Origin of the sequence: Crenobacter luteus (genome assembly GCF_004345725.1) — a bacterium.
GTDB lineage: Bacteria > Pseudomonadota > Gammaproteobacteria > Burkholderiales > Chromobacteriaceae > Crenobacter > Crenobacter luteus.
Genome location: NZ_SLXG01000018.1, coordinates 32,262 through 57,402, shown reverse-complemented (window position 1 = coordinate 57,402; position 25,141 = coordinate 32,262). Strand labels below are relative to the sequence as shown.

Below are 25,141 nucleotides of genomic sequence, written 5' to 3'. Positions count from 1 at the left end.
TGATGAAGCGCATGGCCTATGGCTACCGGGACAGCGAGTACTTCTTCCTGAAGATCAGGGCCGCTTTCCCCGGGAATCCGTGAAGAACCTTTTTTGTCGCCTCCGGCCTCAGCGTTGGCCGAGGCCGCGTTCCGTCAGCGCCAGGTAGACCCTGAGCGCGACGTAGGCGTCGTTGCCGGCGTATTCGCACTGCGCGTCGGTCAGCGGCAGCCGCGACCAGTTCGACGTCGACAGCTTCTTCGATTTGCGGAACGACTGGCCGAACAGCTGCGCGACCGCCTGCACCGCGCCGATGGTGTGGCGCGCGCCGGCGGCGCGGAACAGCGTGCCCAGGTCGACGAGGTTGTCGCACTCGACGTCGAGCTTGGCCTTCAGGAGCGCGCGGTCGGATTTGAGGTCGAAGCCGACCTTGCGCACCGACGGCGCCGCGAGCACGCCGCGCAGCGGCGCGAGGTCGCCGAGGGTTTCGAGCGGGAACAGGAAGGCGGCGTCCTCTGTCGCCAGCTGCAGCAGGTGCGGGCCGGTCGGCGCCTCGCCGACGCGGAAGGTCGGCCGCGACTCGGTGTCGAAGCCGAGCACGGCGCAGCCGGCGAGGTGGCGGCAGGCGTCGGCGAGCGAGGCGGCGTCGACCAGTTCGATCGCGTCGCGGCGCAGCGCGGCGAACGGCGGCAGCGCGCGGATGGCGTCCTTGTCGAGCAGGGGCGGGAAGGTCGGCAGGTCCGGCACGGTAAGGCTCCGGGCGCGCGCGGGCGCGCGTGGTTGGCGAAGGGGGCGATTGTACCGGATTGCGCGGCGTCCCCTGCTAAAATGGCGGCCAACCGTTCTTTCGCAGGAAACCCACCGTGGCCATCCCCGACGTCAAACCCGAACAATCGATCGAGCTTCTCAAGGAGCTGCACATTCTGACGCGCGACGGCAAGCTCAACCAGGACAGCCGCCGCAAGCTCAAGCAGGTCTACCACCTGTATCACTTCATCGAGCCCCTGATGGCCGAGGCCTTGGCCGAGGGGCGTCCGCTGACGCTGGCCGACCACGGCGCCGGCAAATCGTATCTGGGCTTCATCCTCTACGACCTGTTCCTCAAGTCGCGCGACGTCGGTCACGTCTACGGCATCGAGACGCGCGAGGAACTGGTCGCGCGCTCGCGCGAGCTGGCCGCGCGGCTGGGTTTTGCGCGCATGAGCTTTTTGAACCTGTCGGTCGAGCAGTCGATCGACGCGGGCGAACTGCCGGAGACGATAGACATCGTCACCGCACTGCACGCGTGCAACACCGCGACCGACGACGCGATCCGCTTCGCGCTGGCGAAGAAGGCGCGCTTCATCGTGCTGGTGCCGTGCTGCCAAGCCGAGGTCGCCAGCGTGCTCCGGAAGCACAAGAACCAGAGCTTCGGCAAGACGCCGCTGTCCGAGATCTGGCGTCACCCGATCCACACGCGCGAGTTCGGCAGCCAGATCACCAACGTGCTGCGCTGCCTGCAGCTGGAGGCGCACGGCTACCAGCTGACGGTGACCGAGCTGGTCGGCTGGGAACACTCGATGAAGAACGAGCTGATCGTCGCCCGCCATAGCGGCGCGCCGCGCGGCAACGCGCGCGAGCGGCTGGCGGCCATCCTCGACGAATTGAACCTGTCCGAGCTGGCGCCGCGCTTCCTCGCCTGAGCGCGACGAAAAAAAGCTCGGCCAACCCCTGTCGGGTTGGCCGAGCTTTTCGTTGCCCGTCCGGGGCGGCGTGCTTCAGCGCGAGGCGGCGATATAGGCGTCGCCCGGATAGCTGGCCGACGCGATGCCGAGGATGGAGCGGAAGGTCACCCAGAAGCGCGGTCCGATTTTATTGATCGAGACGACTTCGAAGTCGACGGCGGCATGATTGCCTTGTTCGGTGACCTTGTCACCGGGCAACAGTTCTTTCACTTGCATGGTATTTCCTGGTTCTGTCCGCAGCGTGCCGGCCGCGCGGTCGGGCCGGCGCGCGCTTAGCGGCGCGGACGGGGCGGCGGGCGCGAGCCGTCCGGGCGCGGGGTGGGGTGGCGATAGTTGATCCGACCCTTGGTCAGATCGTAGGGCGACATTTCGACGGTCACGCGGTCGCCGACGATGATCTTGATGCGGTGCATGCGCATCTTGCCCGATTCGTAGGCGAGGATTTCGACGCCGTTGTCGAGCGCCACGCGGAAGCGGGATTCGGGCAGGGCCTCGATTACCGAGCCTTCCAGCTCGATCACGTCTTCTTTTGCCATGAGAGATACCTTTCTTTTGCTGTGGGGTGGCATCAGTCGATGCAGTTTCAGACGGACTGATCGAATGCCGAAGGGGGACCCGTCGTCCCGCCGTGGTGCGGACCAAGAACGCTATGGTCTTGCGCGAGAGCCGCAGCGGCCGTCGAACAAGAGACTTCCAACCGTTTGAGAGAGAGGTGCCCGAAGAAGCCAAAGCCATGGGCAAGACAATCAGAAGCGGCCAAGTGATGGATAGCGTCTTGGCAACGAACGCTACTATACAGCATTTGAACGGAAAATGCCCGAAATTTCACGACGACGCTTGACAGTCGCCGGCGGGCGAGTCATGCGCCGGGGCGGCGGCCCGTTCGGTCTGCATCGCGTCGGCGAAGCGGTCGCCGTCGCCGTGACGGTCAAACCGGGCCGGGCGCAGCTTGGCGCGCTGCGGTAATGTTTTGTGCATGACATGCGCGGCAGGTTTTGCCGGATCGCATGGCTGGCGCCTCCCGAGGATCGGTTCTTATAGCGCGACGTTTTCCGTACGGGGTGTCTTATAGCTAAAAATAGAATATATACAATATTTATTATTCGTTTACTGACTATGGCCCAGACGGTAACATTCGTCCCCTGCGTACCCCGCACTCGATAAGCGCTTGAAAAAAACACGGTTACCCTCGTGATACGTCTAGAAAACCTGCAAAAAACCTTCGTCGTCGACGGCCGCGCCGTGCCGGCGCTCAACGGCATCTCGCTCGACGTGCCCGAGGGCGAGGTGTTCGGCATCATCGGCCGCTCCGGCGCCGGCAAGAGCACGCTGATCCGCATGTTGAACCTGCTCGAACGCCCCGACTCGGGCCGCATCGCGATCGACGGCCGCGACATCACCGGCCTGTCCGACGCCGCGCTGCGCGGCGTACGCCAGCAGATCGGCATGGTGTTCCAGCACTTCAACCTGCTCTCGTCGCGCACCGTCGCCGAGAACGTGCGCCTGCCGCTCGAATTGACCGCCTCGGGCAGCCGCGCCGAGCAGGATGCGCGCGTCGCCGAGCTGCTGGAACTGGTCGGCCTCGCCGCGCACCGCGACAAGTACCCGAGCCAGCTGTCCGGCGGCCAGAAGCAGCGCGTCGGCATCGCGCGCGCGCTGGCGAACCGGCCGAAACTGCTGCTGTGCGACGAGGCGACCAGCGCGCTCGACCCGCAAACCACGCAGTCCATCCTCGACCTGATCGCCGACATCAACAGGAAGCTGAACCTGACCGTGGTGCTGATCACGCACGAGATGGGCGTGATCCGTCGCATCGCCGACCGCGTCGCGGTGATCGACGGCGGGCGCATCGTCGAGATGGGCCCGGTCGCCGAGGTGTTCCTGCACCCGCAGCACGCGGCGACGCAGAGCATGGTCGCCGAGTTGAGCCACGCCGACGAGCTCGCGGATTCGGGCCTGCTCGACAGCGCCACCGGCGCGGTGTGGCGGCTGACCTTCGTCGGCGCGACCACCCACGAACCGATCCTGTTCGACACCGCCAGCCGCTACGGGCTGTCGTTCAGCCTGCTGCAGGGCACGGTGTCGCGCCTCAAGGATCTGCCCTACGGCCAGCTGGTGGTCGAGTGGCACGGCGAGGCGGCAAGGTTGGCCGAGGCCCGCGAAGGCTTGTCGGCGCGGAATGTGGTGGTGGAGGTGTTGCGCTGATGGAACTGGATTGGAGTTTGCTCGACTGGGCCGAGATCGGCGTCGCGACGTGGGACACGCTGCGCATGCTCGGCTGGTCGCTGTTTTTCACCGTGCTGTTCGGCCTGCCGCTCGGCGTGCTGCTGTTCCTGACCTCGCGCCGCCAGTTGCTGGCGAACGGCTGGCTCAACCGCGTGCTGTCCTTCGTCGCCAACGTGCTGCGTTCGGTGCCCTTCCTGATCCTCCTGGTGGTGATGATTCCGGTCACCGCCTGGCTGGTCGGCACCTCGCTTGGCGTCGAGGGCTCGATCCCGCCCTTGGTGGTCGGCGCGACGCCGTTCTTCGCGCGCCTGGTCGAGACCGCGCTGCGCGAGGTCGACCGCGGCGTGATCGAGGCGGTGCAGTCGCTCGGCGCGACGCGCTGGCAGATCGTCTGGAAGGTGCTGCTGCCCGAGTCGCGCCCGGGCCTGATGGCCGCCGTCACCGTCACCGCGATCACGCTGGTGTCGTACACCGCGATGTCGGGCGTGATCGGCGGCGGCGGCCTCGGCGACCTGGCGATCCGCTACGGCTACCAGCGCTTCCAGACCGAGGTGATGATCGTCACCGTCGTGATCCTGATCGCGATGGTGCAGGCGCTGCAGATGGCCGGCGACTGGCTGGTCGCGCGCGTGTCGCGCAAATGAGTCCGGCCGCCCCGGAGCGGGGCGGCTTCGCGGGTGAGAGCCCGCTTTATTGAAGTCTTGACGCATTACCCTTCCACAAGAAAAGGATGCCGAACATGAAAAAGACCCTGATCGCCCTTGCCCTGTCGAGCGTCGCCGTCGGCGCCCACGCCGGCCAGAAGCTGGTCGTCGCCGCGACCCCGGTGCCGCACGCCGAGATCCTCGAACACATCAAGCCGGCGCTCGCCAAGCAGGGTGTCGACCTCGAGGTCAAGGTGTTCACCGACTACGTGCAGCCGAACGTGCAGGTGGCCGAGAAGCGCCTGGACGCGAACTTCTTCCAGCACAAGCCCTACCTCGACGAGTTCAACAAGGCCAAGAAGACCAGCCTGGTGCCGGTGACCGCCGTGCACGTCGAGCCGTTCGGCGCCTACTCGAAGAAGATCAAGGCCAAGGCGCAGCTGGCCGACGGCGCGACCGTCGCGATCCCGAACGACCCGTCCAACGGCGCGCGCGCGCTGTTGCTGCTGCAGAACAACGGCCTGATCAAGCTGAAGGATCCGAAGAACCTGTTGGCGACCTCGCGCGACATCTCGGCCAACCCGAAGAACCTGAAGATCCGCGAACTCGAGGCCGCGACGCTGCCGCGCGTGCTCGACCAGGTCGATCTGGCGCTGATCAACACCAACTACGCGCTCGAAGCCAAGCTGGTGCCGACCAAGGACGCGCTGTTCATCGAGGGCAAGCAGTCGCCGTACGCGAACCTGCTGGTCGCGCGCCCGGACAACAAGAACAGCGCGGCGATGCAGAAGCTCGCGAAGGCGCTGAACACTCCCGAGGTGAAAGCCTTCCTCGCGACCAAGTACCAGGGCTCCATCGTGCCAGCGTTCTGAACCCGCACCGCATTGCGATCCGCCAAGGCGCCCGTCGGGCGCCTTTTTCTTGCGCATCGCGCAAAAAAAACGGCCGCCCGGAGGCGGCCGAGGGTGCGACGGCGGTGGGAGTCCATCGCAGTGCCGGAGCAGCCGTCCGGCAGGGGGAGGGAGTCAGCGTTCGGCTTGTGCCAGCCTGTCCATCGGCGTCGTCTCGCGCGCCGCGGCGGCCAGCCTCGGGTCGGCGACGGCGGCGTGCTCCGCCAGCCGTGCGGCGATCGCCGCGTCGTGGCGCGCCGGCGCCTGCTTGGCGGCCGCGCAGTCGGGTGGCAGGGCGGCGAGGGCGGGCAGGGCGAGCAGGGCGACGGTCAGCAGGCCGAGGGTGGCGAGGAGGGTTTTCATGATCGGCAGGGAGCGCGGGAAAATTGATGTACCCATCATAGAAACGAAGTGTTGCGTATCTATGTGCGTTGGCCGCCGGAGTGTTAACAGCTGTGAAGCGACACCGCCGCCCGGTGGGCGGCGGCGAAGGCGGGGGCTCAGCGGCGGCCGGTCGGCTTGCCGCGCGCGGCGGGCTTGCCGCCGCCCTTGGCGGCCGGCGCCGGTTTGCCGCCGGTGCGGGGTTGAGGGCGGCGCGCGCCGGGCGGCGGCGCGTCCTGGAAGCGGCGGGTCGGGTGGTGGGCGGTGCGCGCGGTGTTGAAGCGCTTGCCCTTGTCCTCGCCGCCCTTGGGCGGCACCGGCGGGATCAGCTGGTGACGGCCGTAGCCGATCAGGTCCTGCCGGCCCATATCGATCAGCGCGTCGTAGAGGATCTGCCAGTTGTCCGGGTGGTGGTAGCGCAGGAAGGCCTTGTGCAGTTTCCTGCGGTAGCCGTCGCGCACCACGTCGACCTTCTCGCTCGAGCGCGCGAGCTTCTTGAGCGGGTTGCGGCGGGTGTGCCACATCGTCGTCGCCATCGCCATCGGCGTCGGCGTGAAGGTCTGCACCTGGTCGAGGCGGAAGTCGTTCTTCTTCAGCCACAGCGCGAGGTTCAGCATGTCCTCGTCGCTGGTGCCCGGGTGCGCGGCGATGAAATAGGGGATCAGGTACTGTTCCTTGCCCGCTTCCTTCGAGAACTTCTCGAACAGGGCCTTGAACTTGTCGTAGGCGCCCATGCCCGGCTTCATCATCTTGGAGAGCGGGCCTTCCTCGGTGTGTTCCGGCGCGATCTTCAGATAACCGCCGACGTGGTGGGTCACCAGCTCCTTGATGTACTCGGGCGACTTCACCGCCAGGTCATAACGCAGGCCCGACTGGATGTTGATCTTCTTCACGCCCGGGATGGCGCGCGCCTTGCGGTAGAGCTGGATCAGCGAGCTGTGGTCGGTGTTCAGGTTCTCGCACACGTCCGGGTAGACGCACGACAGCTTGCGGCACTTGGTCTCGATCGCCTTGTCCTTGCAGGCGAGCCGGTACATGTTGGCGGTCGGGCCGCCGAGGTCGGAGATGTGGCCGGTGAAGCCCTCGGTCTTGTCGCGGATTTCCTCGATCTCCTTGAGGATGGATTCCTCCGAACGGCTTTGGATGATGCGGCCCTCGTGCTCGGTGATCGAGCAGAAGGTACAGCCGCCGAAGCAGCCGCGCATGATGTTGACCGAGTACTTGATCATCTCCCACGCCGGGATGTGCGCCTTGCCGTAGCTCGGGTGCGGGTTGCGGGCGTAGGGTTGGCCGAACACGAAGTCCATTTCCTCGGTGGTCAGCGGGATCGGCGGCGGGTTGAGCCACACGTCGCGTTCGCCGTGCATCTGCACCAGCGCGCGGGCGTTGCCCGGGTTGGATTCGAGGTGCAGCACGCGGCTGGCGTGCGCGTACAGCACCGGGTCGTAGGCGACCGCCTCGTAGGCCGGGATGCGCACCACGGTCTTGGCCCGCTGCGCGCGGCGGATCGCGACGCGATCGTGCACGTTCATGAACTTGATCGGCTGGACGGTGGCGGCCCCGCCGTTCGCCTCGGCCTGCTTGGCCGCCTGCTCGGGGATTTCCTCGTAGGGGTTGAGCAGCGGGTCGACCCGGCCCGGCACGTCGACGGTGGTCGAATCCATCTCCTGCCAGCTCTCGTCCGGACGCCAGCAGTGCGGCACGATGAAGGCGGTGCCGCGCACATCGCGGATCTCGGACAGTTTCTCGCCGGCGGCGGCGCGGTGCGCGATCTCGACCAGCGCGCGCTCGGCGTTGCCGTACAGGAGGAGGTCGGCCTTCGAGGAAATCAGCACCGAAGGCCGTACCTTGTCGCTCCAGTAGTCGTAGTGCGCGATGCGGCGCAGGGAGGCCTCGATGCTGCCGATCATCACGCCGACGCCCGGATAGGCCTCGCGGCAACGTTGCGCGTACACCGTGACGGCGCGGTCCGGGCGCTTGTTCGGCTCGCCGTGCGGCGTGTAGGCGTCGTCCGAGCGCGGTTTGCGGTCGGCGGTGTAGCGGTTGATCATCGAATCCATGTTGCCGGCGGTGACGCCGAAGAACAGGTTCGGGCGACCGAGCGCGCGGAACGGCTCGGCCGACTGCCAGTCGGGCTGCGCGATGATACCGACGCGGAAACCCTGCGATTCCAGCAGGCGCCCCACCAGCGCCATGCCGAAGCTCGGGTGGTCGATGTAGCAGTCGCCGGTGACGAGGATGATGTCGCACGAGTCCCAGCCGAGTTCGTCCATCTCGGCGCGGCTCATCGGCAGGAACGGGGCGGTGCCGAAGCGCGCGGCCCAGTACTTGCGGTAGGAAAAGATAGCTTTGACGTCGGGGCTTTGGGTGTTCATGGCAGGTGGGGTTTTCGGCAAGACGCGCATTGTGCCAGATTTGCCCGCCGCGATCACGGAAAAAGCTTTGCTTTCATCGACTTGTCGGGTCGCGCGCGGCGTCGGCGTCGCTGCCGCAGTCCCAGGGGTGAAGCGCGCTGACGCGCGGTATCAGGAAACGCTGGCGCAGCCGCGTCAGCGCCCCTTCGGCGCGCAGCGCGGACAGCGCGCGGTCGAAGGCGTCGCGGTCGGCCGCTCGGGCGAAGGCGGCGTGGCGCGGAGACGGCGGCAGGATGTCGGCCAGCGCCAGGCGCGGGCGCGTGCACGGCGTGTGGCCGCGCAGGGCTTCCTGCGTCGCGAAGACGTCGACGTCGGCGATCACGACGTCGACGCGGCCGCGGTAGAGCAGCGGCCCGAGCAGCGACTGGTCGCCGTACTCGCGGTAGGCCGGATGCGCGGACACGACTTCGGCGTAGCGCGGGCCGAACAGTGCGTGCGCATTCTGGAAGGCGGCGACGCGGTAGCGCGCCAGGTCGGCGACGTCGCGCAGCACGAGGCGGTCGGCCGCGCGGAAGATCGCGCGGTTGTGGTAGTGGAGCAGCGGCTGCGAGTAGTACAGGCCCGGGCGTGCGCCGGGAGCGAGGCTGAGCATCGCGCCGACGCGGCCCTGGCCGAGCTGTTCGAGGCCGCGCGACGGCGGCAGCGGGCGGAACGCCGGGCGAAAGCCGGCGCGCAAGAGCGCGGCGCGCGCGATCTCGACCTCCAGCCCGCTCTGGCCGCCGGCCTCGACGTAGGGTGGCTTGTCGATGCCGACGGCGACCGCCAGCGGCGTGGCGGCGTGCGAGGTCGCCAGCCACAGTCCCAGCGCCAGCCCCGCGAATAGCTGCAATCCCATCGTCTACGGTGATCTGTTTGGAATGGCCATCATCGCGTGGGGGTCATGCCGGCGACAAGCGCGGAACAACCCTCGGGCGCCGGAGCGCAAGGCGCTGCCCAAAGCCGCCGGCTGCCCTACAATAGCGGCCGTCGTCCATCCGCCGAATTCCGCCATGATCCTGTCCAAACGTCTGTGCCTGCCGCTGGCCGCCGCCTTGCTCGCTGCGGCGTGCACCACCCCGCAAGCCGTCCGCCCGGGCGTACCGGCGCCCCTGCCCGGCACCGAGTCGCCGACGCCACTCTATCCGCCCGGCGGCGAGGCGTTGCCGCCCGTCGTGCCGGCCGCGCCGCCGGCTGCCGCGCCGACCGTTCCGCCGCGCAGGGTCATGCCCTACACCAGCGAGCGCGAAGGCCGCGCGCTGCTCGCACGCGTCATGCCCTCGGGCATCGCCGACCGCCGCGGCTGGATGGAGGACATCGTCGACGTCTTCACCGGCCTTAAGCTGCCCTACAGTCCGGAGAACTTCTGCGCGGCGATCGCGGTGATCGAGCAGGAGTCGAGCTGGCAGGCCGACCCGACCGTGCCGGGCTTGCCCAAGATCGTCTGGGGCAAGATCGCCGAGAAGGCCGAACACTACCGGCTGCCGATGGCGGCGGTGCGCGTCGCGCTGATGAAGCCGTCGCCGACCGGCGAGAGCTATACCGCCCGCATCGACCGGCTGCGTACCGAGAAGGAAATGAACGCTCTCTACGAGGATATGGCCGCCGAGGCCGGGCGCATCGGCCTGCCGGCCGGCAAGAATCCGATCCGCACCGGCGGGCCGATGCAGGTCAGCATCGAGTTCGCCGAAGCGCACGCGCGCGCCTGGCCCTATCCGTTCAACAAGCGCGGCAGCTGGCGCGACGAGGTGTTCACGCGGCGCGGCGGGCTCTATTTCGGCATCGCCAACCTGCTGCACTACCCTGCACCTTACAAGGAGATGCGCTACCGCTTCGCCGACTTCAACGCCGGCCGCTACGCCAGCCGCAACGCGGCCTTCCAGGCCGCGGTCGCGCGCCTGTCCGGCCGCGAGCTCGAGCTGGACGGCGACCTGCTGAACTACCGCGACGGCGTGCCGTCCGGCGGCAGTACCTACCGTGCGCTCGGCCTGCTGTCGCGCCGCACCGGCCTGTCCGACGACGCGGTGCTGCGCGACCTCAAGCTCGAGAAGAGCGCCGCCTTCGGTCAGAGCGAGCTGTACCGGCGCGTGTTCGCGCTCGCCGACGCGGCCGCCGGCCGCGCGCTGCCGCGCGAGGCGATGCCGCAGATCGACCTCAAGAGCCCCAAGATCACCCGCAAGCTGACCACCGAGTGGTTCGCCAACCGCGTCGACGGCCGCTACCAGCGCTGCCTCGCGCGCCAGTAAAGCCGGCGGCAGCAGAGGCCGGGGGCGGATGGGCGGGCGTCGGCGCTCAGGCGTCGGCGCTCTCGTCGAGCGCGGCGTCCCAGAAGCAGGCTTCGATCTTGTGGCCGTCGGGGTCGCGCACGAAGCCGCCGTAGTAGGGGGCGCCGTAATGCGGGCGGGATCCCGGCGCGCCGTCGTCGACGCCGCCGGCGACCAGCGCCGCGCGGTGGAAGGCGTCGACTTCGGCGCGCGAGCGGGCGAGAAAGCCAAAGTGTGTGCCGTTGCCCCGCGTCGCCGGCGCGCCGTCGAGCGGTATCTGTACCCAGAACTCGGGGTACAGCCGCCCGTAGGCGACCGCGCCCGGGTGTTCCATCACCCGCTTGCAGCCGAGCGTCGCGAGCACCGCGTCGTAAAAGCGCGTCGCGCGCTCGAGGTCGTCGGTACCGATCGACACGTGGGACATCAGGCTGGGGAAATCGTTGTCCATGGCGGCTTCCTTGGCGTGGGGAAGGACGGTTCGGCTTTCAGCATATGCCAAGCGCGCCGTTCTGCCGGCTTCCCGTTCGGCCGAGCGGGGTCGCCGCCGTCGCGAAGGCGGTGTGGCTCGCGCGCTCGACGGCGCGGTAGCGAACGCGGCCCACCGTTTGCCGGCGATCGGCGACGGGCCTGCCGTTTCCGGGGGAGGAAGCTTGCGTTCCTGCCGGTTCATCGTCGCGTCTGTCGGCCGCTGAACGCGAAAAAGCCAGCGCATGCGCTGGCTTTTTCGTTGAAACTGGCGTCCCCACGGGGAATCGAACCCCGGCTACCGCCGTGAAAGGGCGGTGTTCTAACCGCTAAACTATAGGGACTTGGTGGCGCACCCGGAGCGATTCGAACGCCCGACCCTCTGGTTCGTAGCCAGATACTCTATCCAACTGAGCTACGGGTGCGCGGTTCTCGCCGCTGCTGTGTGCTGCAGCGAGGACGCGAATATTATAGGCCCTGTTTATCCCCGTCAAGCCCCTTTGCAGTAAAATGTAAAAAAGCGCCGTCCGTTTCGCCGGGCGCGCCGACGCCGTTTGCCGCCGGGCGGCGGCCGTCTTTCGTGCCGCGCGGCCAGCGCCGCGGCGACCGCGACAAAGCGGCAAGGCGTCGCCGCGCTCCCTCTCTCCGGCCAAGACGAAACCCCTCATCGTGAAAGCGAACCGATTCAATGCTGTTTGACCGACCCTGCGCGATCGTCGACCTCGAAACCACCGGCGGCCACATCACCCGCGACCGCATCACCGAGATCGGCGTCGTCCTCGTCGACGGCGAGCGGGTCGAGCGCTTTTCGACGCTGGTCAACCCGGGGCAGGCGATCCCGCCCTTCATCGAGAAGATGACCGGCATCTCCGACGCGATGGTCGCGTCTGCGCCGGCCTTCGACGAGTTGGCCGAGGCTTTGGCCGAACGGCTGGCCGGCCGCTTGTTCATCGCGCACAACGCGCGCTTCGACTACGGCTTTCTGAAGAACGCCTTCCGGCGCGTCGGCATCCGCTTCCAGACCGAGGTGCTGTGCAGCGTCAAGCTGTCGCGCAGGCTCTACCCGCAGTACTACAAGCACAACCTCGACAGCCTGATCGAGCGGCACGGCATCGAGTTGGCCGAGCGCCACCGCGCGCTCGCCGACGCCGAGGCGGTGTGGATCTTCCTGCAGCGCGCGCGCGCCGAGCTGGGCGAGGCGGCGGTTCACGACGCCGCGGCCCACGTGCTGGCGCGCCCGGCGGTGCCCGAGGGGCTGGACGCGGACGTGGTCGACGCGTTGCCCGACGTGCCGGGCGTCTACGTGTTCTACGACGAGAACGACGCGCCGCTGTTCGCCGGACGCGGCAACAACCTCAGGAGCGCGGTGCTCGCGCACTTTTCGGACGAGGCGCGGCGCAAGAAGGAGGGGCGCGTCGCCACAGGCGTGGCGCGCGTCGACTGGGTCGAAACGGTCGGCGAGTTCGGCGCGATGCTGCTGGAGATGCAGACCATCCGCCGCCTGCAACCGCTGCACAACGTCAAGGGCCGGCCGCAGACCAGCCTGTGCTCGATCCGGCTCGACGCCGGCGACGACGAGGTGCTGCGCCCGACCGTCGTGCGCGCCGACGAGGTCGATTTCTCGCGCGCCGCCGAGCTGTTCGGCCTGTTCCGCTCGCCGCGCGAAGCGCAGCGCCTCCTGTCCGACCTGGCGCGCACGCAGGGCCTGTGCGAGAGCACGCTGGGCATCCAGCGGCCGACGCCGAAGAAGGGCCGTCCCTGCCACGCCTGGGCGCTCGGCCGCTGCCGCGGCGCCTGCCTGGGGCGCGAGCCGGTGCCCAACCACAACGCGCGGCTGATGATGGCGCTGGCGCGCATCCGGGTGCCGGGCTGGCCGTTCCCGGGGCCGGTCGCGGTGGTCGAGACCGACGCGGTGACGGGCGAGATCGCCGAGCATGTGTTCGATCGCTGGTGCTACCTCGGCTCGCGCCGCGACGCCGACGGCCCGCTCGACGGCGACGCGGCGTTCGACCTCGACACCTACCGGCTGTTCGGCGGCTTGCTGAAGAAACTGCCCGAGCACACCGTGCTGCGCTTGCTCGACACCGAGCCGGCCTAAGGGCCGGAGCGGCGCCCTCGCAAGCACAAACGCTTGGCCGGGGCGGATGGGCTCGGCCAAGGTCGTTGTGCAGGGTGTATCGAAGAAGAAAGCGCGGTCGGGCGCGCGAGGGGAGGGGCTTTAGTCGTGCATCGCGAGGAAGCCGCGCAGCCGCGTCTCGATCAGCCGCGGGTTTTCGCCGTTGGCGATCGCCGCCAGCCCCTCGACGACCAGCTCCTTGGTCGCCACCTCGGCGGCGATCAGGTTCTTGAGTTTGTGCGCGGCCGGCAGGAACAGCAGGTTGGCCGAGCCGACGCCGTAGACGGTCGCGACGAAGGCGACCGCGATGCCCGAGCCGAGCTTGGTCGGGTCCGACAGGTTTTCCATCACGTGGATCAGGCCGAGCACCGCGCCGAGGATGCCCATGGTCGGCGCGTAGCCGCCGGCCGACTCCCAGATCTTGGCCGACTGCCGGCGCGCGTGCTCGAACATCGCGATCTCGACGTCCATCACCGAGCGCAGCGTGTCCGGCTCGGTGCCGTCGACCAGCATCTGCAGCGCCTTGCGGGTGAACGGGTCCTTCTGCGCGGCGATCGCGCCCTCGAGCGCGAGGAAGCCGCCGCGCCGCGCGGTCTGGCTCCAGCCGACGATGTCGCGGATCACGCGTTCGTGGTCGAAGTCCGGCGGCTGGAATACCCAGCGCAGCATCTTGACGCCGGCGACGAACTGCTTGGGGGTCGACTGCAGCATGACGGCGCTGGCGGTGCCGCCGATCACGATCATGAAGGCGGTCAGCTGCAGCAGCGAGCCGACGTGCCCTCCTTCGAGCGCCTGGCCGGCGAGGATGACGGTGATGCCGCCGATGACGGCGATGAGGCTGATCTTGTCCAAATGTCGTCCGTTAGAGTGGGTCGGGAGGCTACAACCATTCCCTGAGCTTGGCCCTGAGCCGCGCGATCGCCTGGCTGTGCAACTGGCTGACGCGCGATTCGGACACGCCGAGCACCGCGCCGATTTCCTTGAGGTTCAGCTCCTGTTCGTAGTAGAGCGCCATCACCAACTGGTCGCGCTCGGGCAGCGCCTTGATCGCCGCGACCAGTTCCTCGCGGAAGCCCTGCTCGGCCAGGGTCTCGAGCGGGTTGCGCGCGTTCTCGTCGACGACGCGCTCGACCGCGTCGGCCGCTTCGCCGTCGTCGCCGCTCAGGTCGCCAAAGCGCACCAGCGACGCGCCGCGGCAGTCGCCGAGCATCGTCTGGTAGTCGTCGAGCGCGACGCCGAGCGCGTCGGCGATCTCCGCTTCCTGCGGCGCGCGGCCCAGCTGCTGCTCGAGCCGGGCGATCGCGGCCTCGATCTCGCGCAGCTGGCGGCGCGCCTGACGCGGCAGCCAGTCCTCGCGGCGCAGCTCGTCGAGCATCGCGCCGCGGATGCGCTGGCTGGCGAAGGTTTCGAAGGCGACGCCCTGGGCCGGGTCGAACTGGCGCGCCGCCTCGATCAGGCCGATCACGCCGACCTGGATCAGGTCGTCGACGTCGACCGACGCGGGCAGCCGCGCGACCATGATGCCGGCGAGCTTCTTCACCAGCGGCGCGTAGTCGGTCACGTCGATGTCGGCGACCGGCGCATGGGCGGCGTAGGCGAGGTGGCGGCGTTGGCCGGCGGCGTAATGCACCATGTTCAGACCCCGTCCGGCGACCAGTCGCGCGAGGCGGCGATCAGCATGTCGAGGTAGCCGGCGTCGCGCCGGCCGTGTTCGGCGCCGTGCCAGTGCGGCATCACCGCCGCCAGTTGCGCGAAGGCCTGCGCGGCCTCGCTGTCGGGAAACGCCTCGACCAGCGGCCGTCTCAGGCTCTGGCTGCGGCGCACCAGATTGTCCTCGGGCACGAAGCCCAGCCAGCGCAGCGACACCGCGAGGAACTCGCCGACCACGGCCGACAGGCGGGTGAACAGGCCGCGCGCCTCGGCCAAGGTGCGCGCGCGGTTGACGAGCACGTTGAAGGCGCTGCGGCCGGCTTCCTGTGCCAGCCGCTTGATCGCCGCGTAGGCGGCGGTCAGCGAGTCGGCCGACGGTGTGAGCACCAGTATCAGGTTGTCGGCGACGCCGGCGGGCACCGCATCGAGCGACGGGGACGGGCAGTCGACGATCAGCGCGTCGGCGTCGCGCTCGCGCGCGGCGAATTCGCCGGTCAGCTTCAGCCACAGTTGCGGCGAGAACAGCCGGCGCTCGAGCGGCGGCGCGTAGAGGTTGATCAGGTCGACGCCGTGCCGCGACGCGGTGCTCATCGCGGCCAGCCCGCCCTGGCTGACGCGCTGCGTCTCGAGCGTCGCGGTCGACGGCACGCCGAGGCGGCGCGCCAGTTGCTGGCCGTTCTGGCAGTCGATCAGCACGGTGCGGGTGCCGGCGTAGCTGGCGGCGACGGCCAGTTCGGTCGCCAGCGTGCTCGTGCCGCTGCCGGGCGCGCCGACGAAGGCGAAGCTGGGCGCGCGCGCGGGGCGCGGCGAAAGGCGACGAAGGCTGGCGGCTTGGTCCTGCATTATCCCCTTTTCCTGACGTGGTCTTGTAGCGTTGTCGCGCACGGGCGGGCGTTCACAGCCAGGCCGCCTGCGCGGCGTGCATCAGCGACATTTCGTCGGCGCGCAGTTCGAACGGCGAGGCGACCTGCTGCGGCGCCTTGAGCGCGCGGTCGATCAGATAGCCGGCGCTGGCCTGGTGCAGATCCTCGGGCACGCGCTGGCCGTTGGTGACGTAGAACAGACGCATCCGGTTGCGGATCACCGCGTCGAGCGCCGGGCCGAGCGACACCGCCTCGTCGATCTTGGACAGGATGCAGCCGGCCAGCCCGCCGCCGCGGTAGTGGCGGACGACGTCCTCGAGCGTGTGGCCGTCGGCGTTGGCCGAGAGCAGCAGGATGCGCTCCACCGGCCGGCCGGCGTCGGCGAACATCGCCGTCTGCTGCGTCACGCGCGCGTCGCGCTGGCCCATGCCGACGGTGTCGATGAAGACCAGATGGCGGCTGGCGAGGTCGGCCAGCGTCAGCTCGAACTCGGCGCCGTTCTGCACCGCGTACACCGGCACGCCGAGGATCTTGCCGTAGATGCGCAGCTGGTCCTGCGCGCCGATCCGGTAGCCGTCGGTGGTGACGAGCGCGACATGCTGGGCGCCGAACTTCATCACCGCGCGCGCGGCGAGCTTGGCGACCGTGGTCGTCTTGCCGACGCCGGTCGGCCCGACCAGCGCGAAGATGCCGCCCTGGTCGAGCAGTTCGCGGTCGGCCTCGGCGCACTTGAGGTTGTGCGCCAGCGCCGAGCGTGCCCACTTGCTGGCGACCTCGCCCTCGTACTGCCCCGGCATCTTGTCGACCAGCTGGCGGATCAGCGCCGCCGACAGCCCGGAGGCGAGCAGGTGGCGGAACAGTTCGGCGCGTTGCGGCGTGCGTTCCTCGAGGTGGTTCCAGGCGAAGCTGGCCAGCTGGCTTTGCAGCAGGCTGCGCAACAGCTTCAGCTCGTCGCCGATCTGGCGGATCTCGTCGGCCGAGGCTTCGGCGCGCGCTTCGGCGGCGGGCGCCGCAGCCTCGTCGGGATGTCGCGCGGGTGCTTGCGCGCGCGGTGGCGCGGGCGGTGTCTCGGCCTGCGCCGGCTGGGGCGCGGGCGGCGCCTCGCGGCGCGGGGGCGGCGAGCGCCGCCACAGCGCGTCGGACGCGTCGGTGGCCGGTTGCGCGGGCGCAGGGGAGACGGGGGGCGCGTGGGCGGGCTCGGGCGGCGCGGCCGGGGCGAGCGCCTCGACCGGCATCGCGTAGGTGCGGGCGATCGCGCGGTTGAGCGCGTTGCCGGCGCCGGCGGGTGCGGTCGCGAGGCCGCCGCCCGGCGCGTTGCGCGGCGGGTGACGGCTGGAGGTCGACAGCGTGGTGGCCAGCGTGGCGACGTCGGCGTCGGCGACCGCCATGATCTCGACCCCGCCGCCGGCCGTCGGCCGGTTCGACAGGATGAGCGCGTCCGCGCCGAGTTCCTCACGGACCTGGCGCAGCGCGTCGCGCGTGGTTTTGCCGTAGTACTTTTTGACCACCATGAGCGTTCAGTCCCTTAGCCCTTGCTCCCGCCGATGACGGCAATTATACGAATGGATTTGTTGTCGGGTATCTCATTATGCGAGATCACCCGCAGTTGCGGCAGCGCGCGGCGCAGGAAGCGCGCCAGCAGCGGCCGCAGCCCCGGCGGCGTCAAGAGCACCGGCGCGTAGCCCTGCGACTCGACCTGTTCGGACTCCTGCGCGGCGCTGGCCAGCAGGTTCTCGGCCAGGCCCGGTTCGAGCCCGCCGCCGGCCTTGGACTGCACCGCCTGCAGCAGCACGTTCTCGAGCATCGGGTCGAGCGTCATCAGCGGCAGCTCGGCCTCGCCGGGGAAGAGCTGCTGCGCGATCGCGCGCGACAGCGCGGCGCGCACCGCGCCGGTCAGCTCGTCGATGTCCTGCGTAACGCCGACGTGGTCGGCCAGCGTCTCGACGATGGTGCGGAAGTCGCGGATGTGGATGCCGTCGGTCAACAGTTGCTGCAGCACCTTCTGCAGCGTGCCGACGTTGACGACCTTGGGCACCAGGTCTTCGATCAGCTTCGGCGACTCCTTGGCCTGGTGGTCGATCAGCGCCTGCACCTCCTCGCGACCGAGCAGTTCGGCGGCGTGGCTGTGCAGCAGGTTGGACAGGTGGGTGGCGACCACGGTCGAGGCGTCGACCACGGTGTAGCCCAGCGTCTGCGCCTCGTCGCGGCGCGACGCGTCGATCCACACCGCCGGCAAGCCGAAGGCCGGGTCGGTGGTCGGCGTGCCCTGGATCTCGCCGGCGACGCGCCCCGGGTTGATCGCGAGGAACTGACCGTTGTAGGCCTCGCCGCTGCCGACCTCGACGCCCTTGAGCAGGATGCGGTAGGCGTTCGGCTTGATCTCGAGGTTGTCGCGGATGTGCACCGCCGGCACCAAAAAACCGAGCTCCTGCGCGATCTTCTTGCGGATGCCGCGGATGCGGCGCAACAGTTCGCCGTCCTGCGCGCGGTCGACCAGCGGGATCAGCCGGTAGCCGACCTCGAGACCGAGCGCGTCGACCGGCTGTACGTCGTTCCAGCTGACCTCGGCCATCGGCGTCTCGATCGGCGGCGGCGCGGCGGCCTGGCGCTCGACCTCGGCGGCCGCCTCGCGCGCCTGGCGCTTTTCCAGCCACCAGGCGAGGCCGGCCAGCATGCTGGCGATCAAGAGGAAGGCGAAGTGCGGCATGTTCGGGATCAGGCCGATCAGGCCGATCACCGCCGCGGTGATGTACAGCACCTGCGGCTTCATGAACAGTTGGCCGAGCAACTGTTCGGACATGTCCTTCTCGGTGCCGACGCGCGACACCACGACGCCGGCGGCGGTCGAGATGATCAGCGCCGGAATCTGCGCGACCAGGCCGTCGCCGATGGTCAGCAAGGTGTAGGTGCGGGCCGCTTCGGCGGCGCCCAGGTCGTGCTGCGCGACGCCGACGATCAGGCCGCCGACGACGTTGATCAGCATGATCATGATGCCGGCCATCGCGTCGCCGCGCACGAACTTGGACGCACCGTCCATCGCGCCGAAGAAGCCGGCCTCCTCGGTGATGGTCGAGCGGCGGCGGCGCGCCTCGTCCTCGCCGATCAGGCCGGCGTTCAGGTCGGCGTCGATCGCCATCTGCTTGCCCGGCATCGCGTCGAGCGTGAAGCGCGCCGACACCTCGGCGATGCGGCCGGCACCCTTGGTGATCACCACGAAGTTGATGATGGTCAGGATCACGAACACGACGATGCCGATCGCGATGTTGCCGCCGACCAGGAAGGTCGCGAACGATTCGATCACGTGGCCGGCGGCCGCCGGGCCGGTGTGGCCCTCGAGCAGGATGATCCGCGAGCTGGCGACGTTCAGCGACAGCCTGAGCAGCGTGGTGACGAGCAGCACCGCCGGGAAGGCCGAGAACTCGAGCGGCGCGCGCACGTTGATGCCGACCAGGAGCACGATCACCGAGATCGCGATGTTGAAGGTGAAGAACATGTCGAGCAGGACGGGCGGCAAGGGCAGCACCATCATCGACAGGATCAGCAGGATGAGCACCGGGCCCGCGAGGCGGGTCAGGTTGGCCGATTTGAGCAGTTCGCGCAGTGTGTCCATGGCTCGCTAGGCCGCCCTCAGGCGGCTTCGTCGTTTCGTTTCGATTGCGGGTCGAGCTCGCTCGGCACCGGCAGCGCGTCGGGGAACAGCGGCGCCAGCCCGCCGTTGCTCTGGTAGTGCTTGAGCTGGTAGACGTAGGCCAGTACCTGCGCTGCCGCCTCGAACAGCTTGGCCGGCACCTCGTCGCCGACTTCGGCGTTGAAGTAGACCGCGCGCGTGAAGCTGGGCACGCGCATCAGCGTCACGCGGTGTTCGCGGCCGGCTTCGATGATGCGCTCGGCCAACTTCAGCGCGCCCTTGGCGACCACCTGCGGCGCGCGCATGCCTTCCTCGTAGCGGATCGCCACCGCGTAGTGGGTCGGGTTGGTGACGATCACGCTGGCCTTCGGGATCTCGCTCATCATCCGCTTGCGCGCCGCCTCGCGCTGCAGCTGGCGGATGCGGCCCTTCAGCTCGGGCGAGCCCTCGGATTCCTTGTGTTCGCGCTTGAGCTCTTCCTTGCTCATGCGCAGCTTCTTGTGGTACTGCCACAGCTGCAGCGGCACGTCGACGACGACGAGCAAGAGCATCGCGCCGACCACGATCAGGAAGGTGTGGATCAGTATCTGGCCCAGCCGTACGATGCCGACCTCGAGCGGCAGGCTGACCAGACCGACCAGCTCGGCGCGCTCGTCCCAGATCACCCAGGTCGCGACGCCGCCGATCAAGAGGCTCTTGAGGATGGCCTTGAACCCCTCGCCGGCGGCGGCGACCGAGAACATGCGCTTGAAGCCGGCCAGCGGGCTCAGCTTGGAGAACTTCGGCTCGATCGCCTTGGCGGTCAGGTTCCAGCCGCCGACCAGCAGCGGCGCGGCGGCGGCGACCAGCATCAGCGCGCCCAGCGTCGGCAGCAGCGCCATCAGCATGTCGGAAAAGGCGTCGCGAAAGCGGGTGACGATCACGTCGTTGGTCTGGAAGGTCTGCGCGTCGAAGGCGAACAGCCGGCGGATCAGCTCCATCAGGAAGTCGGACAGCGCCGGACCCTGCACGATCAGCATCGCCACGCCCGTCATGGTGACCGCGAAGGTCGCCAGCTCGCGGGAGCGGGGGATGTTGCCTTCTTCGCGCGCCTGTTGCAGGCGCCGCTCTGAGGCGGGTTCGGTGCGGTCCTCGTCGGAGTCTTCGGAAGCCATCGCGTGCTATTCGTTCCGGGTATCCGGTCGTTCACAAAGCTGACGATGTTAGCCTAAGGGACGGATCAATAACAGCTTTGCGACGCGCCAGGCCGGCCCGGCTGCGGTAGAATCGGCCGGTTTTTTTCGTCGGGGCGGGGCGGATTGTCCCTGTCATCGATATGGAGAGGATCTCAGCATGAAACAGTATCTGGACCTGGTGCGGACCGTCCTCGCCACCGGCAGCTGGCAGGACAACCGCACCGGCGTGCGCACGATCGCCATCCCCGGCGCGATGATGCGCTTCGACCTCGCCGAGGGCTTCCCCGCCGTCACCACGCGCAAGCTCGCGTTCAAGGCCGCGATCGGCGAGCTGGTCGGCTTCTTGCGCGCGAACAAGAGCGCCGCCGACTTCCGCGCGCTCGGCTGCAAGGTCTGGGACCAGAACGCCAACGAGAATGCCGCCTGGCTCGCCAACCCCTACCGCGCCGGCGACGACGACCTGGGCGAGGTCTACGGCGTGCAGTGGCGCCAGTGGCCGGCGTACAAGCTGCTCGCGGCGCGCCAGACCGCGCAGATCGACGACGCGCAGCGGCGCGGCTACCGCGTGGTCGCGACGCTGGTCGAGGACGGCGAGGACAAGGTGCTGCTGTACAAGGCGGTCGACCAGTTGCGCCAGTGCCTCGACACCATCGTCAACGACCCGGGCAGCCGCCGCATCCTGTTCCACGGCTGGAACTGGGCGCAGCTCGACCAGATGGCGCTGCCGCCGTGCCACCTCCTGTACCAGTTTCTGCCCAACGTCGCGACGCGCGAGCTGTCGCTGTGCCTTTACATCCGCTCGAACGACCTGGGTCTGGGCGCGCCGTTCAATATCGCCGAGGGCGCGGCGCTGTTGACGCTGGTCGGCCGGCTCACCGGCTACACGCCGCGCTGGTTCAGCTATTTCATCGGCGACGCGCACATCTACGAGAACCACCTCGACATGTTGGCCGAGCAGCTGACGCGCGAGCCCTTGCCGAGCCCGCGCCTCGTGCTGTCCGAGCGCATCCCCGACTACGCGGCGACCGGCCGTTACGAGCCCGAGTGGCTCGAGCGGGTCGAACCGGGCGACTTCGTGCTCGAGGGTTACCAACACCACGCGCCGCTGACGGCGCCGATGGCGGTCTGAGGAGGACGCATGCAGCCCGACGACAAGCCCGTGCTGACGCTGGTGGCGGCGATGGCCGACGACAATGTGATCGGCGTCGCCAACACCTTGCCCTGGCACCTGCCCGAGGACCTCAGGCACTTCAAGGCGGTCACGCTCGGCAAGCCCATCGTGATGGGTCGCAAGACCTACGACTCGATCGGCCGGCCGCTGCCGGGCCGTCGCAACATCGTCGTGACGCGCAACCGCGACTGGGCCGCCGACGGCGTCGAGGTCGCGCACTCGCTCGACGCGGCGCTGGAGCGCTTGGCCGGGGTCGACGAGGTGTGCGTGGTCGGCGGCGCCGAGCTGTACGCGCAGGCGATGGCCCGCGCCGACCGGCTGATCCTCACCGAGATCGACCTGGCCGTCGCCGGCGACGCGCGCTTCCCGGCGGTCGACGCGGCCGTCTGGCGCGAGGTGTCGCGCGAAGCGCACGTCGCCGCCTCGGGCCTCGCGTACGCCTTCGTCGAGTACCGGCGCCGCTGAAGCATCCGGCGCGGCCTGGGTTGGCCGAGCCGCAGCTCCAAGGCCGGAACGGCGCAAAACGACGAGGCCGCGCTCCTTTGACGGGGCGCGGCCTCGTGCCGTTGGCGGCGTGCTTAACGCGGCGCGCCCAGCTGCGGCAGCGAGGCCTCGGCCAGCTCGGTGTAGGCGCGGCAGAACTCGGCGACGGTGGCGCGCACCGCGTCGAGCCGGCGCGCGCGCACCTGTTCGAACAAGGTGTTCAACAGCGCCAGCGTGTGCGCCATGCTCGCCGCGCCGCCCTTGAGGATCACGTACAGGCAGCGCTGGCTCTGCGGCAGCAGGTCGGCCAGCAACTCCTGCAGGTAGCGGTTGCGGCAGCGGTCGTAGAGCGCGCCCAGCAGCTCGACGCCGGTCTCGTAGTAGCGGCGCCAGTCGCCGGCGGCGGCGCATTCGGCGAGCGTGGCCAGGCGCGCGTCGAAGGCGTCGAGCTCGCCGTCCTGCCAGCCGCTGGCGAGGTCGGCGAATAGCTTGTCGAGCAGCCAGAACCACAGCTCGAAGAAGTCGCGCATCGCGTCGCGGCTGATCGCGGCGACCACCGCGCCGCGGCGCGGGTAGATGTCGACCAGGTGGCGGCGCTGCAGGATCAAGAGCGCCTCGCGGATCGAGCCGCGGCTGACCTCGAGCTCGGCGGCGACGCGCAACTCCTGGATGCGCTCGCCGGGCGGCATGTCGCCCTCGATGATTTTTCGGCCCAGGTAGCGGGCGATCTGTTCGGTCAGCGAATCGTTCGCCTTGAACGTCATGGGGATCTCCCGGATCGGATTCGCGTTCATTGTGCAGTGCAAGGTCGTCGGGTTCAATCGACCGGCAGTTCGTTTGTCCGATTGTCGGCGTGTCGGTCGTCGGACAAAAAAAGCCCGGCCAACCGGGTGGGGTTGGCCGAGCCGGGGTGGGGCGTTCAGCGCGGACGGCGCGTCGCGATCAGGTAGTTGACGTCGCTGTTGCCGGACAGGAAGTAGCGCCGCGTCAGCGGGTGGTACTCCATGCCGCTGATGTCGGCCAGTTCGAGGCCGGCGTGGCGCGTCATGCGCGTCAGCTCCGACGGTTTGAGGAAGCGCGCGTACTCGTGCGTGCCGCGCGGCAACAGACCGAGCAGGTACTCGGCGCCGACGATCGCCATCAGGTAGCTCTTGGCGTTGCGGTTCAGCGTCGAGAAGAACACCCAGCCGTCCGGCTTGACGAGGCGCGCGCAGGCGTCGACCACGCTTTGCGGGTCGGGCACGTGCTCGAGCATCTCCATGCAGGTGACGACGTCGAAGCTGGCCGGCGCCTCGGCCGCCAGCTCCTCGACGGCGACGCAGCGATAGTTCACCGCCACGCCGGTTTCGAGGCTGTGCAACTGGGCGACCTTCAGCGACTTCTTGGCCAGGTCGATGCCGGTCACCGTCGCGCCCTTGGCCGCCATGCTCTCGGCCAGGATGCCGCCGCCGCAGCCGACGTCGAGCACGGTCTTGCCGGCGAGGCCGCCGCTATGGGTGTCGATGTAGTCGAGCCGCAGCGGGTTGATCTCGTGCAGCGGCTTGAACTCGCTGTCCTTGTCCCACCACTTGTGCGCGATCTGGCTGAATTTGTCGATTTCGTGTTCGTCGACGTTGCTCATGCGTTCCTCGCTTGGATGCGCGCGCGCCAGTCCTCGGCGCGGGCCAGAAGGTCGTCGGTCTTGAGGGTGGTCAGCTCGCGCTCTTGCATCAGGCACTGGCCGTCGACCCATACGTGGCTGACCTGCTCGCGGCCGGCGGCGTAGACGACGTGCGAGATCGGGTCGAACAGCGGCGCGGTCTCGAGCGCCGACAGGTCGATCGCGATCACGTCGGCCTGCTTGCCGGCCTTGAGGCTGCCGACCTTGTCGTCGATGCCCAGCGCCTTGGCGCCGTTCAGCGTCGCCATGCGGATCGCGGTCGCCGCCGGCACGGCGGTCGGCTCCAGCGTGCCGACCTTGGCCAGCAGCGCCGCCAGGCGCAGCTCGGCCAACATGTCGAGCTTGTTGTTCGACGCGGCGCCGTCGGTGCCGATGCCGACGTTGACGCCGGCGGCCAGCATCTTCGTCACCGGCGCGATGCCGGAGGCGAGCTTCATGTTCGACGCCGGGTTGTGCGCGACGTTCACGCCGTGGCGCGCCGCCAGTTCGATCTCGTCGTCCGACAGGTGCACCATGTGCGCGGCGGTCAGGCGCGGCGACAAGAGGCCGAGCTGCTTGAGGCGCGCCAGCGGGCGCTGGTGGCGTTCGGCGACGCTCGATTCGACCTCGAAGGCGGTCTCGTGGATGTGGCAGTGGACCAGCATGTCCTCCTGCTCGGCCAGCGTGATCACCTTCTTGAAAGTCTCGTCCGACACGGTGTACGGCGCGTGCGGCGCGAGCACGAAGTCGACGCGCTCCTGGCCGAGGAAGGCGCGGCGCTCGGCCAGCGCCTTGGCGATGTAGTCGTCGGCGTTCTGGCCGTAGCCGGTCGGGAATTCCAGGATGCTGCAGCCGACGAAGGTGCGTACGCCCGACGCGATGCCGGCGCGCGCGACCGCGCCGTGGTGGAAATACATGTCGTTGATGGTGGTGGTGCCGCCGCGGATCATCTCGGCCATCGCGATCAGCGTGCCGTCGTAGACGAAGGCGTCGCTGACGTGTTTGCCCTCGGCCGGCCAGATGTGGTTGTTCAGCCAGTCCATCAGCGCCAGGTCGTCGGCGTAGCCGCGCAGCAGCGTCATCGCGCTGTGGCCGTGCAGGTTGACGAGGCCCGGCATCAGCACGTGATGGTCGAGCGTGTGCACCTGGGCGGCGTGCTGCTGCGCTTCGGTGGCGTCGGCCGGGCAGAGCAGGGCGGCGATCTTGCCGTCCTTGAGCGCCAGCGCGTGGTTTTCCAGGACCTCGCCGTCGTTCTCGACGGTGATCATCCAGCGCGCGCGGATCAGCGCGTCGTAGCGGGGAGCGGACATATCGTGCGGCCTTGAGTGACTCGGTAGAATCGGGCGATTTTAGGCCGCGCGTCGAGCAAGGTAAACCACGACAAATGTGTATACTGGCGGTATTCTGCACGCTCATGACAAACGTTTCGCCCGGGCCGCCCGCCCGGGGCGCT

The 25,141-nt window shown here is 68.8% G+C and carries 24 protein-coding genes and 2 tRNA genes; 8 read left to right on the top strand and 18 right to left on the bottom strand.

The genetic code is table 11. The annotated features are described in order from the left end of the window. Window positions 1–108 precede the first annotated feature (108 nt). Window positions 109–726, bottom strand: coding sequence for a 3'-5' exonuclease (locus EV683_RS11000; protein WP_231879848.1), 618 nt, complete (start codon window positions 724–726; stop codon window positions 109–111). Window positions 727–842: 116 nt separating this feature from the next. On the opposite strand from EV683_RS11000, the gene EV683_RS10995 reads away from it, so the two are divergent. Beyond that, on the top strand, window positions 843–1,661 hold the full coding sequence (locus EV683_RS10995) for a class I SAM-dependent methyltransferase (RefSeq protein WP_066611494.1): 819 nt from the start codon (window positions 843–845) through the stop codon (window positions 1,659–1,661). Between the two features lie 75 nt (window positions 1,662–1,736). On the opposite strand, the gene EV683_RS10990 is transcribed toward EV683_RS10995, so the two are convergent. Both EV683_RS10990 and infA read right to left on the bottom strand, forming a co-directional pair. Next, the gene (locus EV683_RS10990) at window positions 1,737–1,919 is read right to left on the bottom strand and encodes a hypothetical protein (RefSeq protein ID WP_066611491.1); all 183 of its coding nucleotides are present in this window, start codon (window positions 1,917–1,919) and stop codon (window positions 1,737–1,739) included. A gap of 56 nt (window positions 1,920–1,975) precedes the next feature. After that, a complete protein-coding gene (infA, locus tag EV683_RS10985; protein WP_066611489.1) occupies window positions 1,976–2,239 on the bottom strand; it encodes a translation initiation factor IF-1 in 264 nt (87 codons plus the stop codon). A 655-nt stretch (window positions 2,240–2,894) separates the two neighbouring features. On the opposite strand from infA, the gene EV683_RS10980 reads away from it, so the two are divergent. The 3 genes from EV683_RS10980 to EV683_RS10970 all read left to right on the top strand — a co-directional run bounded on the left by EV683_RS10980 (window position 2,895) and on the right by EV683_RS10970 (window position 5,445). Beyond that, entirely contained in the window at window positions 2,895–3,908 is a 1,014-nt protein-coding gene (locus tag EV683_RS10980; protein WP_066611487.1) for a methionine ABC transporter ATP-binding protein, read from the top strand. Continuing rightward, on the top strand, window positions 3,908–4,573 hold the full coding sequence (locus EV683_RS10975; RefSeq protein WP_207910448.1) for a methionine ABC transporter permease: 666 nt from the start codon (window positions 3,908–3,910) through the stop codon (window positions 4,571–4,573). The genes EV683_RS10980 and EV683_RS10975 overlap by 1 nt, the downstream gene beginning before the upstream one ends. 95 nt (window positions 4,574–4,668) lie before the next feature. Continuing rightward, complete coding sequence (locus EV683_RS10970) at window positions 4,669–5,445, top strand: MetQ/NlpA family ABC transporter substrate-binding protein (protein WP_066612083.1); 777 nt, start codon at window positions 4,669–4,671, stop codon at window positions 5,443–5,445. A 153-nt stretch (window positions 5,446–5,598) separates the two neighbouring features. Here the strand turns inward: EV683_RS10970 and EV683_RS10965 are convergent, their stop codons facing one another. The 3 genes from EV683_RS10965 to EV683_RS10955 form a co-directional block, all read right to left on the bottom strand. After that, a complete protein-coding gene (locus EV683_RS10965) occupies window positions 5,599–5,826 on the bottom strand; it encodes a hypothetical protein (protein WP_131862812.1) in 228 nt (75 codons plus the stop codon). 137 nt (window positions 5,827–5,963) lie between these two features. Then, complete coding sequence (locus tag EV683_RS10960) at window positions 5,964–8,219, bottom strand: YgiQ family radical SAM protein (RefSeq protein WP_131862811.1); 2,256 nt, start codon at window positions 8,217–8,219, stop codon at window positions 5,964–5,966. Window positions 8,220–8,292: 73 nt separating this feature from the next. After that, on the bottom strand, window positions 8,293–9,087 hold the full coding sequence (locus tag EV683_RS10955; protein WP_165916821.1) for a substrate-binding periplasmic protein: 795 nt from the start codon (window positions 9,085–9,087) through the stop codon (window positions 8,293–8,295). Between the two features lie 160 nt (window positions 9,088–9,247). On the opposite strand from EV683_RS10955, the gene EV683_RS10950 reads away from it, so the two are divergent. After that, window positions 9,248–10,480 carry a DUF1615 domain-containing protein gene (locus tag EV683_RS10950; protein ID WP_066611479.1) on the top strand — a complete coding sequence of 411 codons (1,233 nt, stop codon included), beginning with the start codon at window positions 9,248–9,250 and terminating at the stop codon, window positions 10,478–10,480. Window positions 10,481–10,526: 46 nt separating this feature from the next. Here EV683_RS10950 and EV683_RS10945 read toward each other — a convergent pair whose 3' ends face one another. The 3 genes from EV683_RS10945 to EV683_RS10935 all read right to left on the bottom strand — a co-directional run bounded on the left by EV683_RS10945 (window position 10,527) and on the right by EV683_RS10935 (window position 11,388). Beyond that, window positions 10,527–10,946 carry a VOC family protein gene (locus tag EV683_RS10945; RefSeq protein ID WP_131862809.1) on the bottom strand — a complete coding sequence of 140 codons (420 nt, stop codon included), beginning with the start codon at window positions 10,944–10,946 and terminating at the stop codon, window positions 10,527–10,529. Between the two features lie 286 nt (window positions 10,947–11,232). Beyond that, window positions 11,233–11,307: transfer RNA gene (locus EV683_RS10940), tRNA-Glu, on the bottom strand. Between the two features lie 4 nt (window positions 11,308–11,311). Beyond that, window positions 11,312–11,388 (bottom strand) — tRNA-Arg (locus EV683_RS10935). 263 nt (window positions 11,389–11,651) lie between these two features. Between EV683_RS10935 and EV683_RS10930 the strand changes: the two genes are divergently transcribed. Then, entirely contained in the window at window positions 11,652–13,061 is a 1,410-nt protein-coding gene (locus EV683_RS10930) for a 3'-5' exonuclease family protein (protein ID WP_131862808.1), read from the top strand. A gap of 120 nt (window positions 13,062–13,181) precedes the next feature. On the opposite strand, the gene EV683_RS10925 is transcribed toward EV683_RS10930, so the two are convergent. From EV683_RS10925 to flhB, 6 genes are read right to left on the bottom strand one after another with little or no spacing between them, the layout of a single operon-like run. Continuing rightward, on the bottom strand, window positions 13,182–13,931 hold the full coding sequence (locus EV683_RS10925; RefSeq protein ID WP_066611472.1) for a flagellar motor protein: 750 nt from the start codon (window positions 13,929–13,931) through the stop codon (window positions 13,182–13,184). Between the two features lie 28 nt (window positions 13,932–13,959). Next, entirely contained in the window at window positions 13,960–14,712 is a 753-nt protein-coding gene (locus tag EV683_RS10920) for an RNA polymerase sigma factor FliA (RefSeq protein WP_066611470.1), read from the bottom strand. 2 nt (window positions 14,713–14,714) lie between these two features. Beyond that, a complete protein-coding gene (locus EV683_RS10915) occupies window positions 14,715–15,572 on the bottom strand; it encodes a MinD/ParA family ATP-binding protein (RefSeq protein WP_066611468.1) in 858 nt (285 codons plus the stop codon). 52 nt (window positions 15,573–15,624) lie between these two features. Then, window positions 15,625–17,103, bottom strand: coding sequence for a flagellar biosynthesis GTPase FlhF (flhF, locus tag EV683_RS10910; RefSeq protein WP_131862807.1), 1,479 nt, complete (start codon window positions 17,101–17,103; stop codon window positions 15,625–15,627). A gap of 14 nt (window positions 17,104–17,117) precedes the next feature. Next, window positions 17,118–19,202 (bottom strand): flagellar biosynthesis protein FlhA, encoded by a 2,085-nt coding sequence (flhA, locus tag EV683_RS10905; protein ID WP_131862806.1) that lies wholly within the window; start codon window positions 19,200–19,202, stop codon window positions 17,118–17,120. 17 nt (window positions 19,203–19,219) lie between these two features. Beyond that, window positions 19,220–20,374, bottom strand: a complete 1,155-nt coding sequence (gene flhB / locus EV683_RS10900; RefSeq protein WP_131862805.1) for a flagellar biosynthesis protein FlhB — start codon at window positions 20,372–20,374, stop codon at window positions 19,220–19,222. Window positions 20,375–20,552: 178 nt separating this feature from the next. Here flhB and EV683_RS10895 point away from each other — a divergent pair, with 178 nt between their 5' ends. Beyond that, on the top strand, window positions 20,553–21,524 hold the full coding sequence (locus tag EV683_RS10895; RefSeq protein WP_066611461.1) for a thymidylate synthase: 972 nt from the start codon (window positions 20,553–20,555) through the stop codon (window positions 21,522–21,524). Window positions 21,525–21,533: 9 nt separating this feature from the next. Beyond that, complete coding sequence (locus tag EV683_RS10890) at window positions 21,534–22,031, top strand: dihydrofolate reductase (RefSeq protein WP_131862804.1); 498 nt, start codon at window positions 21,534–21,536, stop codon at window positions 22,029–22,031. A 113-nt stretch (window positions 22,032–22,144) separates the two neighbouring features. Here the strand turns inward: EV683_RS10890 and EV683_RS10885 are convergent, their stop codons facing one another. The 3 genes from EV683_RS10885 to EV683_RS10875 all read right to left on the bottom strand — a co-directional run bounded on the left by EV683_RS10885 (window position 22,145) and on the right by EV683_RS10875 (window position 24,998). Then, window positions 22,145–22,813, bottom strand: a complete 669-nt coding sequence (locus EV683_RS10885; RefSeq protein ID WP_066611459.1) for a GntR family transcriptional regulator — start codon at window positions 22,811–22,813, stop codon at window positions 22,145–22,147. A 155-nt stretch (window positions 22,814–22,968) separates the two neighbouring features. Then, on the bottom strand, window positions 22,969–23,670 hold the full coding sequence (ubiG, locus tag EV683_RS10880) for a bifunctional 2-polyprenyl-6-hydroxyphenol methylase/3-demethylubiquinol 3-O-methyltransferase UbiG (RefSeq protein ID WP_131862803.1): 702 nt from the start codon (window positions 23,668–23,670) through the stop codon (window positions 22,969–22,971). Next, window positions 23,667–24,998 (bottom strand): TRZ/ATZ family hydrolase, encoded by a 1,332-nt coding sequence (locus tag EV683_RS10875; protein ID WP_131862802.1) that lies wholly within the window; start codon window positions 24,996–24,998, stop codon window positions 23,667–23,669. The genes ubiG and EV683_RS10875 overlap by 4 nt, the downstream gene beginning before the upstream one ends. Window positions 24,999–25,141: the final 143 nt, after the last annotated feature.